This window comes from Clostridium sp., assembly GCF_050717545.1.
In the GTDB taxonomy this organism is placed as follows: Bacteria; Bacillota; Clostridia; order Clostridiales; family Clostridiaceae; genus Clostridium_AD.
On record NZ_JBOITN010000008.1, the window covers coordinates 196769 to 221673 of the forward strand.

Here is a 24905-nt window from a genome sequence, read left to right on the forward strand (position 1 = left end):
ATATAACTTATTGGGTTTATATTAGTTTAAAGCACCAGCTGAAGCAATTTTATATTTATTCTATCAAATTGCAGTTACTAGCAACGTGTATTTCCACATCTAAATCTTGAATTTTTTCTCGATATATTTTAATTACAAAGTACCCCGAAATTATTAAAGCAACTGCTTCTGATATTGGAAACGCTATCCATATTCCGGTTAATCCAATTAAATTACTTAGAATAAATGATAATGGTAATAGAATAATAATCTGCCTTGCAAAAGATATAACAAGGCTTGCGTTTGCTTTACCAAGCGCTTGAAAAGTCGTAGAAAGAACTATTACAATTCCAGAAAACACAAAACCTATACTGATAATTCTCAAACACTCAATCCCAATTACCTCCATCTGTGGTGTACTGCTAAACAAAATAAGCAGTTGCCTCGGGAATATTACAAATATAGTTGTACCAACCAACATTATTGCGCATGCAAATATGCAACCATACTTGACAGTTTCCAGGACCCTACGCTTATTCTTAGCGCCATAATTATAGCCAATTATAGGCATGATCCCCTGAGTTAAACCGAATACAGGCATATATATAAAAGACTGTAATTTGAAGTATGCGCCAAATACTGCAACAGCAGTTCCAGAAAATCCTGCTAAAATCAAATTGATACCAGATACCATTATGGATCCTAACATTGTCATAAACATAGCAGGGATTCCAACTTTGAATATTTCAACTGTGATGTTGCTACTATAATGAAATTTCTTTAAATTTAGTTTTAGTCCATTATTGTTTCTTAGTACGAGTTTAAGTGAATACAGCATAGCACATATTTGACCAATCACCGTTGCTAGTGCTGCCCCCTGTACACCAAATTCAGGAAAGAATAGCAATCCAAAAATAAGGATTGGGTCAAGAACAATGTTGGTTATTGCACCTAATAATTGTATTTTCATAGAACTTAACATGTCACCAGTAGATCTTAAAATATTCATACACACTTCTGCTATAATGCTACCAAATGAAAATAGCATAATAATTCTAGTATACTGTACTGCATACTTAATAACAACAGGGTCGCCTGTAAACAGTTTAGAAAACATTTCGGGTACAAATGTCGAACAAATCGCAAGAATAATCCACAAACCAATACCTATTGCAAATCCATGTTCCGCCGTATTTATAGCAACATCTTTGTTCCCCTCACCTAGTTTTCTTGACATAAATGAGTTAATTCCCAATCCAAGCCCCACAAATATTGATACTATTATCAATTGTATTGGAAAAGATATGGATAAAGCCGTAAGTGCCTTCTCTGATATTTTTGCAACAAACATGCTGTCTACAACATTGTATAGTGCTTGCACAATCATAGATAACATTGCTGGCAATGACATTTTTATTATCAGCTTCTTTATATCCATATTCCCTAGTTTATACATATTGTCTTTCATTGTTAATTCTCCTTTAATATGGTTATATTATCTACCATTTTGGCTAGCATACTTCTTATTTTTGCAATATCAGCATTAGGAATGTTATCAATGAGAATGTCTTCCCATCCTTTCAAGGCTTCTGTAATGCTAGGACATATATTTCTTCCTTTATCGGTTAAATATATGCCCTTTTCTCGTCTATCACTTTCACTAACTACTCTATTAACATAATTATAGTTTTCAAGATGGGTGATTATTTTTGTTATAGTAGCTTTATTAAATAAAAATAATTCATTTATGTCGGTTAGGTTAGCCCCATTATTCTCCCTTAAAAATAACAATATTTCCGCTTGAACTTTATTTAGATTATATTTTTTAAGCTTAGCATCTATAAAATTATTTTCATTTCTATATAATATTGAAATATTTCTTCCTATTAATTCACGCATATTTTCATCCTCTCATAATAGTTGCCTAAGAAACTATTATACATCATAGTAGTTTCTTAGGCAACTATTATTTGTAGTAGTCACTATAAGATACATTACTGAAAAATTATATTCATTTTTGTCGCAGAAGGTTATAATTTTCACTTTTTATATGGTAAAATAAAGGTAAATATAAATTAATATTCTATTAAGTTTATTAATAAAGGAGATAAAAAATTAAAGGCGGTGTTAGTTGACTATGTTAGGTAAGAATATGAAACAGAATAAAATATTAGATGTAAGTAGATATGCTAAAAAATTTTCAGAGGGTTCATTTTTTACTAAAATAAAGAATACAGCAAAAACCGCAGGAATTAGTGTGGTTTATGCCGGGTTATTATTATTCTACACTTTTAAAAAAACCACAACACCTCGTTGGGCAAAAACAGCAATAATTGGTTCATTGGGATATTTTATTTCACCATTGGATGCAATTCCAGATATAATTCCTGCAATGGGGTATACTGATGATCTTGGAGTGTTGATATTAGCTATTGGAACGGTTTGTATGTTTATTGATGATAAAGTAAAACATAAGGCAAAAAAAAAGCTAAAGGATTTGTTTGGGAAATACGATGAAAGCCTATTAGAATATGTGGATAAAAATATTAATAAAAAAATAATATAGCGTAATTACAGGAATATAACTTATTAAACAGGAAAAAGGGCATAATAAGCGTTATATAAAAAAAACTATAATTAATATTTTTTGATTAGGAGAGGATTGTTGTGAAAAAACTAATTTTAGTAACATCTCCACCAGCAAGTGGAAAAACTTATATCGCAAAAAAGCTTGCAGAGGAATTAAAACATGTTGTCTATCTTGATAAGGATACACTCATAACACTATCGAAACAAATTTTTGCTGCAGCAGGTGAAGAATACAATAGAAGTTCAGATTTTTTTAATAAAATTATACGTGATTATGAATACGAAACAATAGTAGCGATTGCACTGGAAGCCTTAAATTATGATGATATTGTGTTAATTAATGCACCATTTACAAAAGAAATACGAGATTTGAACTATATCAAAAATTTAAAAGCAATATTAAAAGATAAGAATGCATCTTTAGTCGTTATTTGGGTAGAAACTTCAATTGTAGTAACGCAGCAAAGAATGATCGATAGGAATTCTGAAAGGGATACATGGAAACTTGAGCATTGGAATGAATATATTGAAGGTATTAATTTCGATGTTCCTATTCCGTTGGATGATCCTAGTGTAAAAGATGATCTGCTTATTTTCAAAAATTCTTCTGATGAAGAATTCACAGATTCCTTAACAAAAACAATATGTATACTTGAAGAATCAACGGGTAGAAAATAAATAATATAACAACATGTTAAAAACATTGACTTAACTGGAGTTAAGTCAATGTTTGAAATGTTATTAAACTTAATTAAATTTAATTTTGTTAATCTATGCAAGTGTTATTCATTAGGATTAACTATATCTATATCTTCTTCCTCTATTATAATGGGCGGCGTTTGCATTAAGCTTTCTAAATAATCGGTATTTTCATTTTCGTAAGGTTCATAAATGCCATCGGTAGTAGTATTAATTTCACTCATGGTATTTATAAAATCTGAAATATTTCCAAAAGTTACTTGTCGAATCAAAAACGTAAAGCTTGGATTAAATTTATTTTTTAAATTATTAATCAAACTTGACTTAATTTCAGTTGTCTTATTTTCATGATTAATATTTATTGAGTTGTTTTTAGATATTTTGTCAATATTTTTGTTATAACGTGTTCGTTGTAAGAGTCTTAAAGTAATAAGAAATTTTGCCATACTTAATTTATCAGATATAGGGAGCATAAATTCTGAATCATTTTCAGGGATTTCTTGTTGAACTTCCGGTGTAAATTCTGTAGATGAATTATTTGTGTATCTGTTTTCTTGTTTGATATTTGTTGAGCCTTTTTTAGATGCTTTATTAATATTTATAAAACAAGATGGATCTTGTAACATATTAAGTATAAAATACCTTTTTATCAGCTTTAATTTGTCACGGTTATCGTATGCTTTCATATTATAAGTACTCCTTTATTATAAAAGTTAGGTATAAGAAACAAAATAGAGTAGACCTTCTACATAATATGTTGAAAATAAAAGAGTGTTACTTAACTTTAAAAAAGTTCCATTTGATCAATTGCTACTTCTTCTTCTTCTAATTTAAATCTCGAAGCAACTATATTTTCTATGAATTCTTCACCTTTAATATTCTCTGATTTTAAATACTTTAACCCGCTTTTAAGTTTTGAGGGTATTAAATCTAGTACATATATATTATCAAATCTATTTAACACAGATTCTCCACCGAGTCCTGACAAACAAATAAGTTGAGTGTTACTTTTTTTAGCTATATCCATAAGAGGTTTTAATAAGTGCTCTGCATTAGTTTGAGCAAAAGGGTTATCCATTATGATAACTTTTCCGCCTTCATTTCTTGCAAAGATATCTGTCTCATCTCTTCTCATATAAGATAACAAGCTTGATAATATTACAAAAGCTGAAAGAAAACCTTCTCCCCCTGAGTTTAGTGCAATTTCATTCCAACCCAATAGAATTTGTCTATCTTCTTCTACTTTGTATAGTTTAACCTCAATATTGCTTATAGAAACAACTTCATTATAAAGATCACGTGTGTTAATGCTCTTAGATATTAAATCTTCTATATTTTCGTTGTTTTGAAGTCTTTCAAGTGCAGTTATAGTAAGGCTTTCTAAAAAATCATTAACTCTTAATCTATAAAGTTCACTGTTTGAGTCCCATTCTGGTAGTTTTATGCTAAGCATCTTTACATATTTATCTCTTATTTTAATCGAAGAGTTATTATCAATTTTCCCTAAATTAGTATGAACTTCTAAAACATATTCGTAAATGCTTTGAGATACATTATCTTTTTCCCTAGTAATTAAATCAATGTCTGCTTGAAGTTTTGCCATTAACGCATTGTGCGCAGCTAGCGTAATATTTAAATTTTCTATTACAATATCAGGCTTATCAATACTTTTTGCAATGATTTCTAAGGATTTTTTAAAGAAATCATCATTTGAAAACAGCGGTTTTCTTGATACTCTGTTTATTTCATTACTTAAATCAAGACTCTTTTTTGATTCTTCTTCTAAAGAAAGTCTATAGTCCCGCCTAAGTTCTCCGCTATATTTGCTAAGCTCTTGAATTTCAACATCAATTGAAAGCGTGGTAGTTATAACAAAATCGCTAAACTCTTCTAAATTAGAAAAATTAGTTTCAAGTTTTTTTATAGCATTTTCTGTTAATGTTTTTTCTTTTTTTGCCAGTTCTAATTCGTGATTTTTCGCAAAGGTTCTTTTGTTAAAATCTATATCTAGTATCTCTTCTTTTGGTTTTGGAGTTTCTTTATTAAAATCATCTTTCATCTTTTGTAAAAGATTTTTTATAGTTGTTTCAATTTTCGCATATTCTATATTTAATTCATTTATGGTTTTATTGATTTTATATTTGGCTTCATCAAATGATTTTAATGATGCTTTTATTTCTTCTTCTTTAAATCTGTCATAGGTTACTTCTCTATATTCAATTTCATTTAAACAATATTCTTTCCCTTTGGCTATTAGATCTCTTTCTTTAACTATAAATCGTTCATTTGCACCTTGCAAGCTCTCTTCTAAAAGTTTAATATCAGTGGAGATTTCCTTAGTTAAACTATCATATCTAGCTTCTAAGTCTTCCACATCCTTTTGCAAAATTTCACCTTGATTATATTGATTGTACTTACTTACGTTATCATGAATTTTTTCTAACTTTCCTAATAAATTTCTAAATCCTTCTTGAAGATTTGACAATGACTCTTCTAAGTTAATTTTATTTTTTTCTTTAATTTTTTTATCATCATTAAGTCCAATTATATTTTCAGAAAGGTTATCTAACTTTTTCTTATCAAAAGTATATTTTTCATAGCTTTTTACCAATGAATTAAAATCTTCTATTTCTCTTGTTAGCTGTTGTAATTTACTTTCCTGGGTTCTTATAGTTTTATATGCCTTTTCTATAGCTATATTGATGTCATTTATGGTATCTCGAATATTATTAAGTTTATTTTTCTTTGATATTAATAACTCTTCATTTATTGACAAGTGTTTTTCTAAATTTTCATAAGTTTCTTTATCTAAAACAGAAAATTGTATTTCACTTCGGCTTTTTTCATAAAAATCAATATCGCTTAGTTTCTGAGTTATATACCCATCTAATGAAGTTATTTCACCTTGCTTTTCAATTAATAATTTTTTTAATTCTTCTTCATTTATAAGTTTATTATTAAATGAAACATAAAATGTGATATCATTTAGAGAACACAAGCTATTAACTTTTTCACTAGATTTATTAGTTAAACTCTCCCTTTTTACTATAGGAATAGGATAAGACGTAAAAATGCCTAGATCATCCTTTTGAAGTTTTATTAAATCCTCAGGCTCCATAATTAGAGAGTATGGTAAAAATGGATTATCTTTTATAAATTTTATATTTTCTTTTTCGCTGTGTTTATTTTTCTTAAGCCAATCAATACCATATATTATGGTTATATCTTTTTGGTGAAGTTTTTCCTCCATTTCTTTAGAAATTTCAAGTGTTCTTCCTGTTTGAAGTTTTTTCTTTTCTTCTTGAAGTTTATTTAATTTAATAATTAATTTATTTTCTTCTTCTTTTAAAACTTTAATTTTACTGTTAAATTCATTTATTATATACTCTTTGTCGAAAAGTTTACTCTCATCTATATTTATGTATTTTATAATGTGTTTTCTGTTTTCTATTTCTTTAAGGAAAATATTTCTCTCTTTTTTCATATTGGTAAGTTCATGAGATATATTGCTTATTTCTTGTGAAACATCTTCTTTTTCTCTTTCTTTAACTTTAACTTCCATAGATTTTAATTGACTTAACTTTTTACTTTTAGAAAGAATTTCACTATTTTTAGTTAGACTTTCATTGTATGATAAAGACTGCTTATTTATAAAATTGTCATTACAATAACCCATTAAGTTTCGAGTAAAAGCTTTTTTATATCTATTGTTAAAATTTTCTTCACTTACCGAAAATGATGCTATATTACTTTTAAGTCCACCTATTAACTGACTTTTTTGTTGAAGGAGCATATTTAATTCATCAATTTCATTTTTAATATCATTTATATTTACTTTTGTAGACTTTATGTTCCCATCATTTTCTTGTAAAAGATTTGAGGTTTCTTTTTCGCGGCCTTGATAATATTTTTTCAAACTAAACCCTGTATTCTCTCTTTCTGGTTGTAAATCCTTATTTTTTTCGTTTGCAAGTTCTAATTGGTTTTCAAGCTTTTGAACATCCCTTGATGCTTTAACATATTCCTCATATAACTTTGAGCATTCTAGTATGCTTTTCTTTTTTTCAAGAATAGCTATTTTGGAATGAGTATCTAATGCGTCTTGCTTAGCTAGTTCAATGTCTGAATTTATTTTATCAGAGGTGCCGTACAGTCTGTAAATCTCTGATGATATTTTTTCATACTTAATTTCATTAATATAGGACTCTATTTCTGAAATTTTATCTAGGACTTCTTCTTTTTTATGGTTTTCTAAATTTAAAGTGTCTTCTAGATATTTTATAAGACTCGCTATTTTATTTTTTAAACTTTCACTATAAATTTTATGCTCATTGCATTTTTCTGCAACATCTAATATTTCCTTTGCACAGATTTTAAACTCTTCAATAGCATCTTTTTTTTGTATTTTGGATTGATTATATTTGTATTGATATATGTATTTTTTAACTATTTCGCTAAAATTCTTTATTTTGTCTTCATCTTTATTAATCTTATCTTCTACAGCTTTAATAAACCACTTCTCCACAAGACCTGATACATTTTTAGCTTCTTGAAAAAGCTCCGATAACCCTGATTCTGTCATATTAATCTTTTTTATTATGCTTTCCCATTCTTTATTATTTATCTTGTACTGCCTTAAATTATCAAAATAATTTTTAGTCTGTGATGGCGTAGTCATATCAAAGTAATTAAAGTTTATGTTCTTATCTTTTTTAAGATCCTCAAGTAAACTCTTAATGCTCATAAAACTTTTTATTTTCTTAATATTTTTCTCAATTTCAACTGCTGGAAAATTATTAATATCATATTTGCTGCTTTCCCTATACTCATGTATAAAGGTTATAATATCTAAATCCTCCCCGGAATCATCATCTAATGAGACTAATCTTTTTCTAACCATCATACCAATAAGCACATAACCTACACCACCATCCAAAACCCATTCTGTTAATATGTAGCTTGGTGAGTTTTGAGTAAAGTAACTTTTGAATTTTCTATCTTTTAAATCTCTATACCTCTTATTTACAAAAGGGGCCATCATTAGCTGAACCATTACAGACTTACCCCCACCATTTCTAAGGCTCAAAAGGGTACTCTCTCCACCCAGCTTAAATGTCTCATCATCTATTTTCATTGAATTGTTATTATAATTAAAGTTTATGATCCTAATAGCATTTATTTTACTCATTAATTTCACCTCCAAAAGCTGTAACTACTCTACTGTAGTTATTTTTGTTTAATATGTTCCAATCCATAAAATTATCTAGTTTTGAAGTTGTAGTTATCATGTCATCCACCGGTACATAATTTATAAGTCCTTGATTCTCTAAAAAGTTAAGAATAGTATATATAAATCCTTCTTTAGTAGTTCTGGCAGTGGTTTGCTTATCAGAACTTTTAAGTGCTTCAAAACGTTCTAAAATATTAGCGTAGGCAATACCTGTTTTGATTTGTACCTCTTCTAAGTCCTCTTTTTCTACGCTTTCTTTTAATCTATTGCTTATTATATTTAAAAGTTCTCCTCCTTTTAGAAAATATTTGCACTTGCTGGTTCTACCTTGTGAGCCATAGAATTCAACTAATAGAGTAAGTATCACAAACTGAGATAGATAGTAATCCTTATCATTGCTATTAGACTTACAGAGTTCTTTTTTTAGTTCTCCTTTAGAATATCCTAAAAAGTCATTGTCCTCATTTGGTATAAGATATATAACCCCACTGTATTTTTCAACCTTGCAGTTACAGCTTTCCCCTTGGCTTTTGACTAAATTCATTATCTGTTCACTTTCAGAATATATTCTAAAAAAATCTTTCTCCTTTTCTTCTGAAAGCTCACCATTTTGAATTAAGTAATAAAATATTTTGTTGCTAGTATTTATATCGTATGTATTGTACATATCGTTTCATCACTACCTTTCTACTTTAAAAGCCACGTCTGAGCATATAACAGTTTTAACTATACCTTTGTCGCTTGGAAGTCCGTAAAATTTAATTTTTTCTTCGCTGCGCAATACTTTAGAAATATAAATATATTTAATATCATTGAGTTCAATATTGTCCTGGACTAAGTCTAATATAGTTTCATTTAATTCAAACTCAAACTTTTCTTTTACTGATATAGTTTCTTCTTTTTCTTTCTTAAGTTCAGATATATCAACATGATTATATTTTAAAAGTTCAATTATTATTTCCCTAAATATCTCAACGGTGGGTATTAATACTTCACGAGTATTTTGATCTTCCTTAAGTTTTTGAGATATTTCCTTAAGAGATACTTCTCCTTTTTCAGAGGCGAATTCTAGAATTAAGTTTAAAGAATTTTTGTATTTCGTTAGTTTTATTTTTGCTTTTTCTCTTTTTTCCTCAATCCAATGGCCTTCCTCAAAGGATACCAATTCATCTTCTTCAAGTTCTTTTGCTTTTATAGGCTTCTGATACTGCAAGCATTTATTAAGATTATACTTTTTATTAATAGGTGATCTATATAAAGATCTTAAAATATAATCGATAGAACCTAATTTTGAGCTGTCTGCACTGATTTTGTCGTAGAGATCTGATCCAATATTAAATCTTTTTATAAGAGACATAGAGGCCATTTCTTCTAATTCTTTTGAATAAACGCTTTTGAAATCAAAATGAGAGTTTAATATCTTTTGCTGCTCTTCAATTGCACGGCCAAGATACTGTTCAATTATTCCTAAGAATTTTAAGTTTTCAAGTTCCTTTTCATTAAGCTTTTTAATATTTATTCCCTTCTCTTTAATTTCTTGTATTCTAAGGTTAACCATAATTCTATATTCATTAAATTTCTTTCTTGTTGCAGTTAAAGAGTCCATATTACCCTCTAATAATTGTTTATATTCGTCTACAGAATAATTAAGAGCATTTTGCCTTATTCTCCTTATAGCATCATGCATTTTTTGAAGTTGTATTCGAAGAAGATTAAATATATTCTTAACATCATCTACAGCCTTATCATAACTAGCTTTTTCTAGGTGAAGTTTAAAAATCATTTCATGAATGGTGAGTTTCATGTTGCTTTCAATTTCTAAAGTAGATAAAAGGAGGGAATAGCCATCATCTGTTAAATAATAAGAAGTTCTCTTTACAACATCATCAATATAAACTATCTTATTAGAAACAAAACTTATGTATATATCAGCGTATTCTCCTTCTTTAAAGTCAAAACCTTTAAAATACATTGCTTTACCTTCATCACACAATACTATATTTACAATGAACTCACCAAGGTCCTTACACTGCTCATAACTTAGGGGTTTTTTGAAGTATTTCATATTAATATCATCAATGAAACTGCCTATATTATCCATAGTGCAGAATTCATCCTTTAAAGACTCCTCCATTATGTAAAGCATAACTGCAAAAATTAAATTTATGTATTCATGAGTCTCCTCAAAGCCATAATTCTTCCATGTATTTTTAAACATACTATTTTTGCAAAGCAGAACATAAGCTCCAACCTTTTTCATTCGTGCGTTAAAATCTTTAAGAAAATCTACTCGCATTTTTAAATCCTCCCAACTCTTCTAAGAATCTTAATATGTACTATCTCTCAAAAATCACTAATATTTAATATTTCCTGTGGAATATATTTATTTGAGGTAAGTATATTCATAATAGAATCTCTATACAACTTACTAAATTCTTTTGTAAATACTTGTCCTATATTTCTATTTTGCCCATCTTTTGTTTTTGGTAAACTTATATTTTCATTAGTAAATTTATCTATCATAAATTCATAGCCTTTAACAAAGGGTTTTATATTAAAATCATCTTTAAAAATTTTATATAACCCCTCATAAATTATTATACCCTCATAATCTAAATCTCCAAGATATAAAATTTCATTATCTTTATCTATAAGATATGGCTCAGCACAAACCTCGAAATCTTCAAAGGTTCTATATATATTTTTACCACCACCATATATTAATGTAGATATTTCCTCACCGAATATTCTGCTTTTCCCGCAAATAAGATGTTTTCTCATGCTATAAAATGTATCCTTGTTTTCAAGTATTAATATCTTTTGTGGTGAGTTTTTACTATAAGAATAATAGGAAAGAGGCTCTGTAGTATCATAAATATTTAGAAAATGGGCGGATAAGTTAAGGTTTTTGAGTATTCTTTTTCCACCTTCGCGGTTAAGAAACTTTTCTCTTTCCCAAATTTGAAAACTTCTTTCATTGGCTGATACTTGTGTATTAAGCAGAATCATTTGCGTGTCAAGAAAGTTACTCAAAGAAAGTATGAATTTTCTATCATCTTTATATCTATCAATGTTTTTAATATAATAAGTTTTATCTAACCTAATATTAATACCATATGATAATTCAGATATATACATAGATATGTCTTCTTTCTCATCTATTATTGTATATCTATTATATAAAGCAGGTTTTTTGCCATTTAGCTTACTACTTTTTATAGGCATTATAACTTCATCATTAATTAAATTCGCGACTGTACGTGCTAGTTCTATATATTCTGATATGTTAAGATATTGTCGTAATTCATCAATATCTATCCTTTTTTTATTGAGATTTCTTAGATCCTTCATTATAGTCTCCTTATATAATCTGATATCTTCTATTATACAATGATTTGTGATAAAAGCACACTCATTTAGGTTTGGAATGGATATTATTCATCTATTTTAAGTTTAAAAAACAACATAGAATTGTGACAAATTATGATACAATAAATGTATGGGAGTGATGTGTTGTATGAGCAGATATTATTATTTAAAATATTATGATAAAACAGTTGCAGAAATTGATATAGATAATAGAACAATGGAAATCATAAATTTAGATTTATTTTTTGATATGAGAGATAAAAATATAATGGACTCTGTCCATTTTGATAAATGGGTTAGAAATAGAATAAGACCAGTAAGCCAAGTTGGATTTAATTCATTCTTAGCATCATTAGATTTAAAGGAAGATGAAGAAGATTTATATTTTAAGGTGCTTATAGCAACTAGGGCAATAAACGTTAAAGATAAATTATGGTTAGCATTTAATGAAGATGAGAATTATGAGGAATGTTCACCTTGGGCATCAATAATGATAGATGATGGTAAGGTAATAAACCACTCTTTTGATGTAATAAAGTTAAATGAAACAAAGACAAGACTAAATATTGATGGAGCATGTAATAAAGACTTAGCAAGAATTAAAGGGAATTTATGTGTGGTTAAGGAAAGACTACAAACTAATTCATATGATAATATATCAGAAGAGTTAGCTTATGAAATAGCAAAGAGATTAGGTATAGAATGTTCACCAGCAGGGGCATTGCCCAGAGGTCTATGTTTCTCGGTAATAGATGAAACTAAAGACTTAATTCCTGCAAATGTTTTAATTAGACTCGACCAAGGAAGCTTTGAAGATTTTTATAAATTATTCTTAAAGATTAAGTCTCCTAGTAAGACTAAACTAGATGTACTCAAAATGGGGTTATTTGATGTTATAACAAGGCAGATGGATAGGAATTATACTAATTTTTCGTTCTATAAAACAAATGAAATTTTACAATTTTATAGATTGTACGATAATGGATTATCGTTATTTGCATCATCAAGGTATAAGGAAAATTTAGATTGTTCCTTAGGATATGGTGAAACTTTAGAAAGTAAACTCAGGTTCATAGTACGTGAACTAAAAAAATTAAATGTTGAATTTGTATTTTATGATAGATTAAATAAAGATTTTTTAGAGAAGATTAGTCAAAGTTATTCTTTTGATATAGAAGCTACAAATGGCAATAACCTAGACAATGTTATTGACTGGGTATTAAAACAACAAATGCATGTTGAAGAAATACTTAATGCACATAATATTAAATTCATAGAGTAGAGTAGTTAGAGTTATGCCGTAGTTGTATAATTATTTTTAATAGGTGGGGAATGGTGTGCTCGGTACTGTGGCTTATATTTTTTCCTAATTCTGTGTATATGGTTACTGATATGATTCATATACACAGTGAAGAATTAGTGTGGCATCAAGCAACTGCTGGGTATTCTTAATCGCAGGAGTATCCTTATTAAGTGGCTTTGCAGTTTATATTGGAAGATTTCTAAGATTTAATAGCTGCGATTTACTTATGCCATTGTCTTTATTTAGGAATATATTCACTAATATTAATATATTCGCAATTGAATTTATGTTTGCATTTGCTGGATTTATTTTGATATTGTTCCTGCTCTATGTTTCGTTTAGTAGGATTATGGAAGAAACTTCTAATTAGATGAATTCACTTGTTTGCTTTATTGAAAACAACACAATAATTTCCCTCGTTCGTTCTGCATTTAGAACAACTAAGACAGATAGCTGCCTTTCTATCTCCAGATTTCCATCTTTTTATTAAATTAGGTTCTGAAAGCAAAGGTCTTGATAGAGCAAAAAAATCGATATTACTTTCATTTAAGATATTTTCTATATTGATTATATTTTTAAATCCACCTACCGTAATTATTGGTATTCTAACTTCATTACTAATTACTTTGGCATACTCAACAAAATAACCTTCCTTTTGCAATTTATAGCCGTCAAATATTTCGCCAACCATTGAATTAGCTTTACCATGAATATTGCCAGTAATATCTATAGCATCAACGCCAATGGACTCTAGTTTTCTACAGATTAACTTAGTTTCATCAAATGTCATTCCACCTTCAAAAAATTCACTGGAAGTAAGTTTTACTAGTATCGTAAAATCATTCCCAACTTTTTTTCTTATCTTGTAATAAATTTCTATTAAAAATCTCATTCTATTTTCTAAGCTTCCACCATACTCATCAGTTCTTTTATTATAATAAGGACTTAGAAATTGATTTATTAAATATGAATGGGCACCATGTATCTCTATACCATCAAAGCCTGATTTCTGTATTCTTTGTGCTGCATCTGCAAAAGCATTTATTACAAGATCTATATCCTCTTTAGTCATAACTTTTCCTACTACACCTGTACTCCTCTGGGCAACTTCACTTGGAGCATAGATTAATCTTTTCCCAACATTATATGTTGTTTTTGTTCCACCATACGCTACTTGCATTATTATCTTCGAACCAAATTTATGAATTAACTTAGTCAAATTTTTATATTCATCAATGAAAGTGTCATCATAGATTCCCATCATTCCATGGTTAGGTTGTTCCTCTTTTATGATATTTGCATATCCTGTTATAATTAATCCAACTTCAGATGTTGCTAAGTTTTTATATATATTTAAAAGCTTTTTAGTGAGATGACCATCTTCTGTAGTCATATTTTCCCACGTAGCACTTCTAACAAATCTATTTTTTAATAAAATCTTTCCTAATTTAGCTTCTTCAAATAATAATTTCATTTTTTTCTCCTTTTTAAATATAATAACCTAATAAATTAAATAGCAATATGATCTAATATTATAGGTTAATTAAATTATAACACTTTAATATCTAATTTAACTATGAAATAAAAGGAACAAGAAAGTATATACTTTCTTGTTCCTTTTATTGTATGGCTTTTTACAATCTATAAATCGAGATTAACTATAGTTCTACCTTTGTGATTTCCACTAAGTATAGCATCTATCTCTTTATTTAATCCTTCTAAAGTTACTTCATTTACATCAGTATATAAATCAGTAATCTTCCAATCTAAGGATAATTTATCCCAAATTTCAAGTCTGATATCCATAGGGCATTTAACAGAATCTATTCCTAGTACTGAGATTCCTTTTAAAATAAATGGATAGACTGACGTTTTAAATTCATCAGATGCAACATTTCCACAACAAGTTACACTACCACCATAATTGGTTGATTTAATGGCTGTAGCTAATATATTTCCGCCTACTGTGTCTATTACACCGGACCATCTATTCTTTAAGAGTGCTTTGCCAGAAGTGTCATCTATTTCATTCCTATCAATTATGTTTTTTGCACCAATTTTAAGTAGCATATCTTTTTCAGAAGATTTTCCTGTAGCAGCAGTGACATTATAACCAATCTTGCTTAAAATTGAAATGGCCATACTTCCAACTCCACCTGTTGATCCCGTTACTAATATGTCACCGTCACTAGGCTTAACACCTGAGTTAACTAATTTATATACTGATAGTGCAGCAGTGAATCCAGCAGTACCGTATATCATACTCTCTCTTAGAGAAAGATTTGAAGGAAGTTCTACTACCCACTGCGCAGGGACTCTAATATACTCTCCGTAACCACCTGATGTACTCATTCCTAACCCATATCCTGTTACAAGTACCTCAGCCCCAATTTTAAAATTATCATTATTGCTTTGGACTACAATGCCTGCAGCATCGATTCCTGGTGTGTGTGGATAATTTCTAGTTACGCCTTTATTTCCTGTAGCGGAAAGAGCATCTTTATAGTTTAATGATGAATATTTTACATTTATTATTACATCGCCTTCTGGTAAATCATTTATATGTCTAGTTGTAATTTCTCTCTTAAATTCCTTATTTTCTGTTTCTGTTACAAGCATTGCTGTAAATTCGTTGTTATTCATTTCAAAACTCCTTTATAAATATAGTTTGGTATAAAACTAATTATAGTAGAAATATAGTTTTATGTCAAACCATGATTTAGACAATTTCTACTTATATTTATACCATACTATAATTTTAACAATTGCTATTTAATTTATACCATACTATAATTAAATCTATAAATTAAATTTAGTATAGGAGCCTCATTATGAATGATAAATATATAGTATATTTTATAAGTAAAACTAAGAAAAAAATGACTAGATTTATTGAAAAAGCATTAAAAGAAAAAGGTTTGGATGATTTAGTGCCATCATATGGCAATATCCTTACAGTACTATTTAATAATAATGGAAAATTAAGCATGAAGGAAATAGGAGAATCAATAGGAAAAGATAAGTCTACGATTACAGCATTAGTCAATAAATTATCAAAATTAGGATATGTAAAAAAGGAAAAATGTATAGAAGATGGAAGAGTAACATACGTAATTTTCACGCAAAAAGGTAAAGCAACAGAGGGGAAAGTAAATGATATTTCTGAAAAGGTTAATTTAATAGCATATAAAAATTTTTCGAAAGAAGAAAAAGATGTATTCCTTGAATTGTTGAAGAAGATGAATAATAACTTTGATGTAAAATAATACTTATATATAATCCTTGATATAAGAAGGGCGGTGAATACAACATGATTGCAAAGCAAAACACATTTCTCGAGTGTGTTATTGTAGCTATGACCACATGTGGGATAGCTTCTTTTATTCTATTCCCTTTTATGAGTATGAGTTCGTTATTATATAGCATTATATTAAATTTACTACTTATGATTTGGATGTCTATAGTGGAAACATTATTGAAACCAGAACTCAAATCATCTTATTTTAATTGTCACCGTATTGAAGATGAAGGTAGAATATACAGGTATCTTGGTGTTCATTTTTTCAGAAAATTGCTGGTGTTAAGTGGGTGGGAAAGAAGTAGAAAAAAAGAAACTCCTATCAGAAAATCTTTAATTTTATTAGAATACTATGAATACAGAACTCGAACTTCTGAGTTTGGACACGTAATTATTGCTATAATAATTTCAATCATTTCCGTATATGTTTGCAGGGTATATTCATTTAAAGAATCAATATGGTTAATATTTCTAAATATAGTTCTGAATATATACCCTATTATTGTCCAAAGGTATAATCGTCCACGGGTACGGCGAGTGATTAATCAATTTAAATTAATACATACTAATTATGCTAAAGAAATTGATAATGTAGTGAATTTTTATAACTAAGGTTGAAGCGTTATTGAGCTTCCAGATATATTTTATGAAAACTATGTAATAAATGCTGTTTGCAAAAAAAATAAAGGCATTCCAGGCGGACTAGCACGGATGGAAAAGAAAATAGAATTTAATATATATGGGGGTATTGAAGTGAAACAGGTAAAGATATTACATTGTGCAGATATTCATCTAGGAGCAGAACTCACAACATTAGGGAGGAAAGCTGCAACTCGCAAGTCTGAAATCAAAGGGACATTTATGAATATTTTAAAATTGTGTATAGCGGAGCAAGTTCAGCTATTGTTAATAGCAGGAGATTTTTTTGATAATGTTAATGTAGAGGATAATGTGCTTGAAGAGATAAAAAATGGGTTAGCAAGCATAAAGGGTACCATTGTGGCAATTGCCCCAGGAAATCATGATCCTCTTACGGAAGATTCCCCATATTTAAAAAAAGATTTTTGGCCTGAAAATGTCATTATTTTTAAAAGTGGTTTAGAGAGTGTAGAGGTTGAAAAATTAGGTGTTCGTCTTTGGGGGGCAGCCTTTACAGGAACCTATGTATCAACTTCAATGCTTGCGAATTTTACTGTTCCTAGGGATGAGCTAATTAATATCTGTGTAATTCATGGTGAGCTCGTTGCAACGAGTCAAAGAAGTAATTACAATCCAATTACTCAGACGCAGCTGTTAAAGAGTAGAATGGACTACGTGGCACTTGGACATATTCACAAACAGACGCAGGTGCTAAAGACTGGTGATACATACTATGCTTATTCTGGCTGCCCTGAGGGAAGAGGGTTTGATGAACTTGATGAAAAAGGCGTTTACATTGGAATAGTAGCCAAAGGAATTTGCAAGCTGGAATATCACAGGATGTGTCAGCGCATGAATATTGAACTTCATGTAGATGTTTCTGAAGCTGTTAATTCTAAAATGGCAGTTGATATTATATTAGATAAAATGAAATCAAAATATGGTGAGAATTACTCTGATAATCTATACAAGGTGATCCTCGAGGGAATGATTTCCGATAATGTTTGTATTAATATTGAGGATATGAAAACCTCCCTTAATGAAGTATATTTTATTAAGATTAAAGATCATACAACAATAAAAATTGATTTTGATTCGGTTTCAACAGAAACAACCCTTAGGAATACTTTTATGAGAAAAATGATTGAACGGGTAAATGATGCAGCTCCTAATGATAAAGAGGATTTAAACATAGCACTTAGACTGGGAGTAAAGGCATTTTTCGGGGAGGTAAAATATAGTGAAGATTAATAAATTGCAGATTGGCAGTTTTGGTAAGTTCAAGGATTACGAATTAGAGCTAAAAAACGGATTTCAGATAGTATACGGCAAGAATGAAGATGGGAAATCAACCCTTATGGCATTTATTAAAATGATGTTTTACAGCAAAATTGAAAGAGGAAGAGATATCGATAAAAATGCAAGGAAGAAATACCAGCCATGGGATGGTTCTATGATGAATGGCGCAGTTGAATTCGCACATGGTGGAATATCATATCGATTGCAGAAAGATATAGGTGCTACTGCGGGCGGGGATAAAGTGAAGTTAATTAAAATGGGTACGGGAGAAATGGTACCACTTGGTAAGAATGAGGAAGTTGGAAAAAGATTTTTTGGACTTGATTTAGCTGGATTTGAACGAAGCGTTTTTATAAGCCAGATTGGAAGTTTTGGCGCAAAGGTTAAGAGTGATGAGGTTGCAGAAAAATTAATGTCAAACCTAGTTCTCTCAGGAGATGAAAATGTCTCACAGCAACTTGTAATGAATCGTCTAAATGATGCAGCTGAAGATATGGAGTCAAAAAATCGAAAAAAAGGAATTTTTATTGAGGCTAAAAATGAACTTGAATTGTTACGCAGTGAAAGAGCTGAAACTCAAATTTTAGAGAATGAGCAACAGGAAAACATGGAAAAATATCATCGTTTGGATGAACAGATTAAGCAGCAAAAAAATATCCAAAATTTATTGGAATTAAATAAAAATAAAAATAAATTTCAGCAACTCACCTCCCTTATTGAAAAGATAACCCAATATAAAGAATTAGAAAAAACATTAGAAAAAGAAAATATTCCCTCTGAGAGTCTTACAGGATTTTTAAAGGATTGTAATTCTTTAATGGATGAAAGCGAGAAAACTAAGGGCAGCCTTGAAAAACTCAAAGGTTCAATTGACAGTGATATAAAAAATGGAGGTAGTTTAGTCCCTATATGTGAAAATGAGTACAAGCACATAAATGAGTTAGTCCTTGCGGAAAGAACACTTATAGAACTATTAAACAGAATAGATGAAGGCTTTATTCCAGTTTTTAATTCTTTTATAGAGGCAAAGAATAATCACAAAGCTTCCGAGACACTTCTAAATAAAGAAGAAGCCTTAGCTAAAGAACTACAAAAATTCCATGAAGAGTTCCAGAAGTACCAAGATGAAAAAAATATTAATATTAATGATAAAGTGAAGCTTATGAATAATTTTGACAGTGAAAAGGTTCAATGGAAATCTGATAAAAAGCTAAGGGAGCAGCAGATTAATTTTACTATTGAAAAACTATCAATTAAGGCCCAGGTAAAAAATACTGGGAGTGAAAAGAGTAAAAAGAAAAATACAATGCTAACACTTAGCATTGTAATAGGTATTATTTCTATAATACTAGCTGTATTTATCCCTCCGGCTTTAATTGGTGTAATTATTGCAATTATTATAGGCGCGCGGGCAGTGAGGTCCGATAAACAAAACATTGCAACGAAAAAGGATACTAATTCTGATGATATAAATAGCATAAAACAGGAATTAAAAACTCTAAGGGAAGAAAACGATAATGAAGAAGCCGCTATTATAAAAAAAACTGAAGACAATGAAATAATTATATCAACCATCTCAAACACTATTGCTAGCTTAGAAAAAAAGCTCAATTTTTTGACAGAAAAGAATAACAATTATCAAAATTCCCTAGCGGAGATTCCAAAATTAAAAAACAAGAAAGAGATGGCATTAAATCTTCTTAATGTTAGGCAAGAAACTTATCTTAAAGAAAGTAACTTGCTTATTGAGAAATATTCCAAGGATTTAAGCCTTAATGAAGATGCTAAAATTACAGTGTTACAACAAGAAAATTTGGAGGAAATTGTTGTTAGAGAATATAGAGATAGAGTGAAGCAGTTCTGCGATACTTTGAGTAGTAATATTGAGGGGAAAATGAAAGAAAAATCCTGCCTATCAGTGAAAGAGTTTGAAAATAAATATTTTGAGTATGCTTCTGATTCTAAAAATCGAAAAGCTATAACTGAGGTAGAGCAAGAATACACAAAGAAAGTTGAAGAATTTTTAAGTAAAGTGAATGAATACGAAATTGTACAAAGCTATGAAGAGGCTAAACTTTTAATGCAAGAGCTTTTGCAGCAAGTTACTCAATTGGAAAAAGAAAAAGATGAAACACTTAATATTGCTAAGGGTATGGGATATGTTGCGCCAACACTTAATTATTTAAGGTCGGAAACAAGTAAACTTGAACCATCAATTAAAGCACTAGAAGTTGGTGTAAATAGCTATGAAGTCGAAGAACTACAGCAAAAAGAAAAGGAATTTGCATCAGAAAATCTGGATCAACAATTTTTTGAGTTACGCAAAAAAATTAAAACACCAGATAAAAACTTAAGTCAGGTTCAAGAAGAAATAAATGATAAGGAAAAAGAGGTGAATGAAAAGGAAAAGTACTATAATTGCCTAAAAATTGCATCAGAGGTAATGCAGGAAGCAACAGATGAGATGCGCCAGAGTTTTGGACCAGAACTTAACCGGAAGACGGCCGGAATATTCAAAAGTCTTACTAATGGGAAATATGGAAACATACTTGTTACAAAGGATTATGATATATCAATTAAGTCAGGTATTCATTATAGAGAATGGAGATATTTAAGTGGTGGAACAGTTGATCAGGTTTATCTAGCATTAAGAGTAGCCATTACAGAACTAATTTCTGATAAGAACGCTCAGTTACCTTTATTTTTAGATGATGTGATGATACAGTATGACGACGAAAGAATGGATGCAGCCTTAAAATTTATAACAGATTATGCTGAGGAAAAAGGATCGGAATTCCAACTGATATTATTCACTTGTCATAAGCATATCATAGATAATTCGAAGCCTTATAATACTGAAGTAGTTAATATCTAATAATAATTAAGGGAACATGCAAAGAAACTAAAAATCGATTATAATTAGAATTATAACATTTCATAAGAAAGCTATACAAAACAAACAGAGCGAAGATTAAATTTGCACAGGGGAATTGTAATGGATGTACTAAATTGGGGAGGAGCTATATGGAGATAAAAGATTTGATAAACATAGCAAATAAATATTCTAAAAATACAGAATATAATTTTACTGGGTATTTGATGTATAAGGACAAACCGGTAGCTGAAATAAAAGATACAGAGTTTGTAAAATCTTTGGATGATAATTTATTGCCCATAATAATGATGAATAAGAATACAGGTTCTTTAGAAGCATGGCTGAAAACAAGAGTAATAGACACTCATAGGACAAATTCTAGGCAAGTAAGGCGTAGATTAAGTGTTAGATCAGATGTTCCTAAGGAAATAGTTATTAAAGCTAGAGCTATTTGTATAACAGATAGTTATTGGTTAAAATGGATTAATGAAGATATAACTTATATGCAGGTGAGAAGTAGATTATCAGATGGGCTAAATACTATAGCCTTATATGGTAATGCTTCGGAAATAGAATTTAACGAAGATGATATAAGTCCTGAACTTACCAACATAGGAAGTTTTGAAAAATGTTGGAAGCTCATTGATGGATATTGGTATATGATAAAAAAAGGTACGTATAAGGAAAATTTTGCTGAAGTATTAATAGCTAATATTGCTATTAATTTGGGATTTAATGCTGTTAAATATGAACCTATTGAAGATGGAGCATTAGTTAAATGTAAAGACTTTACTAATAATTGTGAAGTGGACTTTGAGCCAATGTTCAGCTTTGTTCGTGAGTACTGGGAAATAGATGACTCTATAAGTATTATAAAAGAACTTGGATATATAGAAGAATTTTTAAATATCACATTTATGGATGCATTGTGCTATAACATAGATAGACACACTTTTAATTTTGGTATATTAAGAAAAGATGGTGCACCAGTAGGACTTGCACCGAATTTTGATAATAATTTAGGATTATCAGGAGTACTTAATAATAAAGGTTTAGAAAACACATGGTATTCAACATCATTTACAAGAAATAATTATAAACCACTATTAAAAGAATATGATTATAATGTACCTAGGATTGATGTGCAAGAGATAAAGGAAATTATAAATGACACATTAAAAGGTTTCAAGTCGTTAAAGTCTGAATCTGGATTTAGTGAAGTTGTATTTAAAATAATAAAAAATAACTATGAAGAATTATTAAAGTAAGGACATATAATCTAATTATAATTTAGTTAAATTTAACAATAATATAACTTAGCATTCAAGTACAGCATTTAACAACATGTTGAAAGCATTGACTTAAGTGGAGTTAAGTCAATGTTAAAAATGTTATTAAACTTAATTAAATTTAACAATAGATTTAAAATATAGGTGTTGGTTATAATATGGTAAAAGAGAAGTTGAATATTAGATAGCAAAGGAGTTGATATAATGCTTGCTAATGAAAAAAAAATTTATACATACCAAGAGTATTTAGAAATAAGTGAAAATGACAGATGTGAATATATTAAGAGTGAAATACACATGATGGGCTCACCAAGTACTGTGCACCAAGATGTAGTTTTAAACATAGCATTTGAATTTAAAAAATATTTTAAAGGAAAACAATGTAAACCATATGTAGCTCCCCTTGATGTTAGATTTATAGATGAAAACAACAATATAAGTGTAGTTCAACCGGATATATTTGTTGTATGCGATACAGAAAATATTAAAAATAATCAATACGAAGGTATACCTACATTAATAGTTGAGGTGGTTTCACCTTCTAACAGTAGTCACGATTATATTACCAAGCTAGATTTGTATGCTAAAGCTGGTGTAGAAGAATATTGGATTATTAACCCAATGAACAAAAATGCTATTTGTTATAGCTTTAAAAATAATATGCCTTCTAAAGTAGATGGATATCATCACTTTGAAACTATAAGGTCAGAAGTGTTTGAAAAATTATCAATAAGTATTAAAGAATTATTTGAGTAGGCATAACAGCCTACAAAATCATTATCAAAGCTATCAAAATATAATAAATATTTTGATGGTTTTTTTATAGTGGGTGAGTCTTTTTTGGCTGTTTTATTGATTATTATCATATTTTATATTTTATGTATACTAGATAATATATATAGTGTTTTAAGAGAATCTGGAGGATTAATGAATGTTTTTGAATTAAAAATAATTATTTTACCTTTAATTTAACTTATAGGTTTAATGCTAATATTGAAGTGGAAAAAATTGGGACTGTACTTGTGTTTATCTGTCAACTTGATGTTAATAGTAGCAGGTTTTATAACTTCATCAAGTTATATATTAGGTGCAATTATGAATATGTTAGTTTACTTAATAATATCACTAATATTATATTATTTAATATGTCCCATATGGAGTAGTATGGAATAGTGAAAGATTAAATGTGGGTTGACTTAGGTGTTCTAACTTCGCTAATGCAATGGTATTTTGGAAATGACAGATATGATTTGCTAAAAGAAATGGCAAAAGTAGAAAGTGAAAACTGAAACCTTATATATGGTAAAATAAAAGAAGAATATAAATAAACATACAAATAACATAAAAATAAATATAATCAAATGATTCTTTAGCATTTAAAGAGCCACTCTAGATTATGATTCAGTCGGTCCTACAGTAAACAAAAACTGTAAGTTGATTTCCTATTATTGAAAGGTGCTTGTCATCTTTTAGATAGAAACGAAGAGAGAGGTAGTGCACACATGAAAAACAATTGGATTAATAATAAAAACTTGTATAATAATCATCAGTTAGCCTCAGATAAATTTATAGAGTTTGATGAAGAGATGCAAGCAGGATATCAATCTTTAACTGATAATAAATATGATAAAGCTGTTAAAAGTTGGATAGACGTTTGGAATAAATTAATGGATTATATGAAAAATGATAATTTAATAACATTTGCTAGTTTTGACAGTATTTATAACGGTACTCAATTTGTAGTAAATTGGTTAAATGATTTTGATGATTGCCTATGGAACGTAGTTTCAAACGCTAATAATGGCGAGATATTAGATGTTTATGGGAATCTGCGTATTAGCATGAATAAACAAATTATAAGTTTTACAGATGATAGCGAAGATTTAACTCTGGAAAATGCAAAACGAGCTATAGCAGAAACCCACTTTTATTTAGGAAATATAAAAAAAAGTGAGGAGTTATTTGGAAAATATTTATTAGAAAATCCAGGATGGGGATGGGGCTGGATAGGATGGTCTGATCAATATTGGCTTAATAGAACGATAGAACCTGATTTTTCTAAAGGTGAAGAATTGCTTTTAAAGGCTCTTAATGTATCTAATTTAGCTGATAGAGATGCTGTAGTAGGTAGACTTTTGAATCTGTACAGTGATTCAGAGCAGAATGAAAAACTAAATAACTTCGAGAAAGAAATAAATCAAAATAAAGGGACGAAAAATAGTTCTAAAGCACAGGCGACATTTAAAGATGAAAAAAATAATGATATTATGGGTTAGGGCTTTTTAGAGTTGTGAAAATATAAAACATATATGATATAATTGGTACAAATTAGTATA

21 protein-coding genes are annotated in these 24905 nt (G+C 29.2%); 12 read left to right on the plus strand and 9 right to left on the minus strand.

Going from position 1 to position 24905, the window contains the following annotated elements; genetic code table 11:
• Nucleotides 1–55: 55 nt before the first annotated feature.
• Both ACREVX_RS02210 and ACREVX_RS02215 read right to left on the minus strand, forming a co-directional pair.
• Nucleotides 56–1447 carry an MATE family efflux transporter gene (locus ACREVX_RS02210; RefSeq protein WP_431542465.1) on the minus strand — a complete coding sequence of 464 codons (1392 nt, stop codon included), beginning with the start codon at nucleotides 1445–1447 and terminating at the stop codon, nucleotides 56–58.
• Nucleotides 1448–1449: 2 nt separating this feature from the next.
• Nucleotides 1450–1878, minus strand: a complete 429-nt coding sequence (locus tag ACREVX_RS02215) for a MarR family winged helix-turn-helix transcriptional regulator (RefSeq protein WP_431542466.1) — start codon at nucleotides 1876–1878, stop codon at nucleotides 1450–1452.
• Nucleotides 1879–2131: 253 nt separating this feature from the next.
• On the opposite strand from ACREVX_RS02215, the gene ACREVX_RS02220 reads away from it, so the two are divergent.
• A complete protein-coding gene (locus ACREVX_RS02220; protein ID WP_431542467.1) occupies nucleotides 2132–2545 on the plus strand; it encodes a YkvA family protein in 414 nt (137 codons plus the stop codon).
• A 101-nt stretch (nucleotides 2546–2646) separates the two neighbouring features.
• Nucleotides 2647–3246, plus strand: a complete 600-nt coding sequence (locus ACREVX_RS02225; protein ID WP_431542468.1) for a P-loop nucleotide/nucleoside kinase family protein — start codon at nucleotides 2647–2649, stop codon at nucleotides 3244–3246.
• Nucleotides 3247–3350: 104 nt separating this feature from the next.
• Here the strand turns inward: ACREVX_RS02225 and ACREVX_RS02230 are convergent, their stop codons facing one another.
• From ACREVX_RS02230 to ACREVX_RS02250, 5 genes are all read right to left on the minus strand, one after another.
• The gene (locus tag ACREVX_RS02230) at nucleotides 3351–3953 is read right to left on the minus strand and encodes a hypothetical protein (protein ID WP_431542469.1); all 603 of its coding nucleotides are present in this window, start codon (nucleotides 3951–3953) and stop codon (nucleotides 3351–3353) included.
• A gap of 98 nt (nucleotides 3954–4051) precedes the next feature.
• Nucleotides 4052–8455: a hypothetical protein gene (locus tag ACREVX_RS02235; protein ID WP_431542470.1), complete on the minus strand. Its 4404-nt coding sequence runs from the start codon at nucleotides 8453–8455 to the stop codon at nucleotides 4052–4054.
• Nucleotides 8448–9164, minus strand: coding sequence for a DUF6063 family protein (locus ACREVX_RS02240; protein ID WP_431542471.1), 717 nt, complete (start codon nucleotides 9162–9164; stop codon nucleotides 8448–8450). Before ACREVX_RS02240 ends, ACREVX_RS02235 begins: the two co-directional genes overlap by 8 nt.
• Before the next feature lie 12 nt (nucleotides 9165–9176).
• Nucleotides 9177–10793 (minus strand): hypothetical protein, encoded by a 1617-nt coding sequence (locus ACREVX_RS02245; protein WP_431542472.1) that lies wholly within the window; start codon nucleotides 10791–10793, stop codon nucleotides 9177–9179.
• A 47-nt stretch (nucleotides 10794–10840) separates the two neighbouring features.
• Complete coding sequence (locus ACREVX_RS02250; RefSeq protein ID WP_431542473.1) at nucleotides 10841–11848, minus strand: Wadjet anti-phage system protein JetD domain-containing protein; 1008 nt, start codon at nucleotides 11846–11848, stop codon at nucleotides 10841–10843.
• A gap of 166 nt (nucleotides 11849–12014) precedes the next feature.
• Here ACREVX_RS02250 and ACREVX_RS02255 point away from each other — a divergent pair, with 166 nt between their 5' ends.
• Genes ACREVX_RS02255 through ACREVX_RS02265 form a run of 3 tightly spaced genes read left to right on the plus strand, consistent with a single transcriptional unit; the run spans nucleotide 12015 to nucleotide 13539 of the window.
• Nucleotides 12015–13148, plus strand: coding sequence for a hypothetical protein (locus tag ACREVX_RS02255; RefSeq protein WP_431542474.1), 1134 nt, complete (start codon nucleotides 12015–12017; stop codon nucleotides 13146–13148).
• Nucleotides 13149–13198: 50 nt separating this feature from the next.
• Nucleotides 13199–13318 carry a DUF1361 domain-containing protein gene (locus ACREVX_RS02260; protein WP_431542475.1) on the plus strand — a complete coding sequence of 40 codons (120 nt, stop codon included), beginning with the start codon at nucleotides 13199–13201 and terminating at the stop codon, nucleotides 13316–13318.
• On the plus strand, nucleotides 13288–13539 hold the full coding sequence (locus ACREVX_RS02265) for a DUF1361 domain-containing protein (RefSeq protein WP_431542477.1): 252 nt from the start codon (nucleotides 13288–13290) through the stop codon (nucleotides 13537–13539). The genes ACREVX_RS02260 and ACREVX_RS02265 overlap by 31 nt, the downstream gene beginning before the upstream one ends.
• Nucleotides 13540–13545: 6 nt before the next feature.
• On the opposite strand, the gene ACREVX_RS02270 is transcribed toward ACREVX_RS02265, so the two are convergent.
• Together ACREVX_RS02270 and ACREVX_RS02275 are read right to left on the minus strand one after the other, a co-directional pair.
• Nucleotides 13546–14643 (minus strand): NADH:flavin oxidoreductase, encoded by a 1098-nt coding sequence (locus ACREVX_RS02270; protein WP_431542478.1) that lies wholly within the window; start codon nucleotides 14641–14643, stop codon nucleotides 13546–13548.
• A gap of 167 nt (nucleotides 14644–14810) precedes the next feature.
• On the minus strand, nucleotides 14811–15812 hold the full coding sequence (locus tag ACREVX_RS02275; protein ID WP_431542479.1) for a YhdH/YhfP family quinone oxidoreductase: 1002 nt from the start codon (nucleotides 15810–15812) through the stop codon (nucleotides 14811–14813).
• A gap of 188 nt (nucleotides 15813–16000) precedes the next feature.
• Here ACREVX_RS02275 and ACREVX_RS02280 point away from each other — a divergent pair, with 188 nt between their 5' ends.
• From ACREVX_RS02280 to ACREVX_RS02310, 7 genes are all read left to right on the plus strand, one after another.
• Nucleotides 16001–16435, plus strand: a complete 435-nt coding sequence (locus ACREVX_RS02280) for a MarR family winged helix-turn-helix transcriptional regulator (RefSeq protein ID WP_431542480.1) — start codon at nucleotides 16001–16003, stop codon at nucleotides 16433–16435.
• A gap of 137 nt (nucleotides 16436–16572) precedes the next feature.
• Complete coding sequence (locus ACREVX_RS02285; protein ID WP_431542481.1) at nucleotides 16573–17079, plus strand: glycosyl-4,4'-diaponeurosporenoate acyltransferase CrtO family protein; 507 nt, start codon at nucleotides 16573–16575, stop codon at nucleotides 17077–17079.
• 99 nt (nucleotides 17080–17178) lie between these two features.
• Nucleotides 17179–18357, plus strand: coding sequence for a metallophosphoesterase family protein (locus ACREVX_RS02290; RefSeq protein WP_431542482.1), 1179 nt, complete (start codon nucleotides 17179–17181; stop codon nucleotides 18355–18357).
• Nucleotides 18347–21280, plus strand: a complete 2934-nt coding sequence (locus ACREVX_RS02295; RefSeq protein WP_431542483.1) for an AAA family ATPase — start codon at nucleotides 18347–18349, stop codon at nucleotides 21278–21280. Before ACREVX_RS02290 ends, ACREVX_RS02295 begins: the two co-directional genes overlap by 11 nt.
• A 149-nt stretch (nucleotides 21281–21429) precedes the next feature.
• The gene (locus ACREVX_RS02300; RefSeq protein ID WP_431542484.1) at nucleotides 21430–22548 is read left to right on the plus strand and encodes a HipA domain-containing protein; all 1119 of its coding nucleotides are present in this window, start codon (nucleotides 21430–21432) and stop codon (nucleotides 22546–22548) included.
• Between the two features lie 225 nt (nucleotides 22549–22773).
• Nucleotides 22774–23325 (plus strand): Uma2 family endonuclease, encoded by a 552-nt coding sequence (locus tag ACREVX_RS02305; protein ID WP_431542486.1) that lies wholly within the window; start codon nucleotides 22774–22776, stop codon nucleotides 23323–23325.
• A gap of 692 nt (nucleotides 23326–24017) precedes the next feature.
• Nucleotides 24018–24845 carry a hypothetical protein gene (locus ACREVX_RS02310; RefSeq protein WP_431542488.1) on the plus strand — a complete coding sequence of 276 codons (828 nt, stop codon included), beginning with the start codon at nucleotides 24018–24020 and terminating at the stop codon, nucleotides 24843–24845.
• Nucleotides 24846–24905: the final 60 nt, after the last annotated feature.